This is a genomic window from Sulfitobacter sp. HI0129 (assembly GCF_001635395.1).
GTDB lineage: Bacteria > Pseudomonadota > Alphaproteobacteria > Rhodobacterales > Rhodobacteraceae > Sulfitobacter.
The window spans coordinates 1-1,268 of record NZ_LWGH01001122.1; the positions used below are offsets into that span (position 1 = coordinate 1).

The 1,268-nt window shown below is 61.9% G+C and carries 2 protein-coding genes; both read left to right on the plus strand.

What is annotated here, in order from left to right; all coding sequences use genetic code 11:
• Positions 1-245: 245 nt before the first annotated feature.
• A complete protein-coding gene (locus tag A3764_RS23485; protein WP_067920583.1) occupies positions 246-632 on the plus strand; it encodes a DUF6878 family protein in 387 nt (128 codons plus the stop codon).
• Between the two features lies 1 nt (position 633).
• Positions 634-1,095: a DUF6915 family protein gene (locus tag A3764_RS23490; protein WP_067920585.1), complete on the plus strand. Its 462-nt coding sequence runs from the start codon at positions 634-636 to the stop codon at positions 1,093-1,095.
• Positions 1,096-1,268: the final 173 nt, after the last annotated feature.

Genomic DNA, 1,268 nt, shown 5'->3' on the forward strand with positions numbered 1-1,268 from the left:
CACCGGGATCATTGCCTTCCAGTTGCGGGTGTTCCTGCCGCATGGGGACGGGATCGACACGGGAAGCATTCTGGCCCGGATCGTGGGGCAGGAAGCCGCCATGACGTCAGAACAAGCCGCCTGAAAAGTCAAAGCGGGCTTTCGGTCGGGCGTCGCGGATCGGGGTTTGCCCGGGCTGCGCTTTCCGGGCGCGGGCAGACCAATGCCACGCCCGGCCCCCCAAATTCAGACAAGAGGACAGACCCATGACCAATCCCCAGATCGACTATGCCGCAATGGCGGCTCAGTGGCGTGTAGAGCGCGAAACCACCTTGAAGGCATCCAGAGTGGAGCTGCTCGCGCAGCTACGTGCGCTTGGCATCAGCGAGGTCGCTGTCGAATACGAAGGCTATGGCGACTCCGGCAATGTCGAGGATGTGACGGTGCAGCCTGCAGAGGTCAACCTGCCGGAGCCGCTTGCCACAAAGGTTGGCGACTTCTCCTGGTCGCTCGCCTATCACCATCACCCGGGGTTCGAGAACAACGAGGGCGGCTACGGCACGCTGTCCTGGGACATAGCACTAGACAGCATCACCCTCGATCACGCGGACCGCTATGTCGAATGCTCGCACAGCTATGACGAGGGGCTGTGAGATGGCCCATCCGCTTCATCATGCCGAAAGCTCTGCCCGGAAATTCGGCGGGGTGCCATCTGACTATCAGTCTGTGCACGATTGGTTTGACGCCTCGAAAGAGCACCTCGCGCTCTTCACGCACCGAGCCATGCGCCACCACGCTCAAGGCCTTTTTGAGGCCGAACGTGTCTTCGGCTTGACCCTGACCAATAGCGCAGGTCGGGACATTCCCCTGCGCTGGATCGGCGAGCAGCATATCCGTGAAGACTGCCAGGGCCGCATTCCGAGCATGGCGGACTGGCTGCGACGGATCCAGCCTGAGCCATGGATGGCCAATGGCCATATCGACCGGCATTCTGGCGATGAGCCCTGCGGCGACCCAAGGGTTGCCTGGGCCTCCGAGGTCGCCGCCGGAAGAACGGTTCTTGGCCTGAAGGATTGGATGGCGGCGCGCGCGACGCAAGCCACGCAAGGTGCCTGACAGATCTCGGTCGTTTGCCAAACGAATGCTGCATGGAAGCCCGGTTGGACGACCGGGCTTCTTGCGTCGTTTCCCCACCATTCTTCGTAAGGAGGACCCCATGACACTCGATGACATCAAGGCGGCCGTCGATGCCGGCCAGACAGTGCATTGGGCCAATACCGGCTACATTG

Coding starts and splice junctions, on each gene's coding strand:
- A3764_RS23485 (WP_067920583.1), top strand. CDS start 246: ATGACCAATCCCCAGATCGACTATGCCGCAATGGCGGCTCAGTGGCGT.
- A3764_RS23490 (WP_067920585.1), top strand. CDS start 634: ATGGCCCATCCGCTTCATCATGCCGAAAGCTCTGCCCGGAAATTCGGC.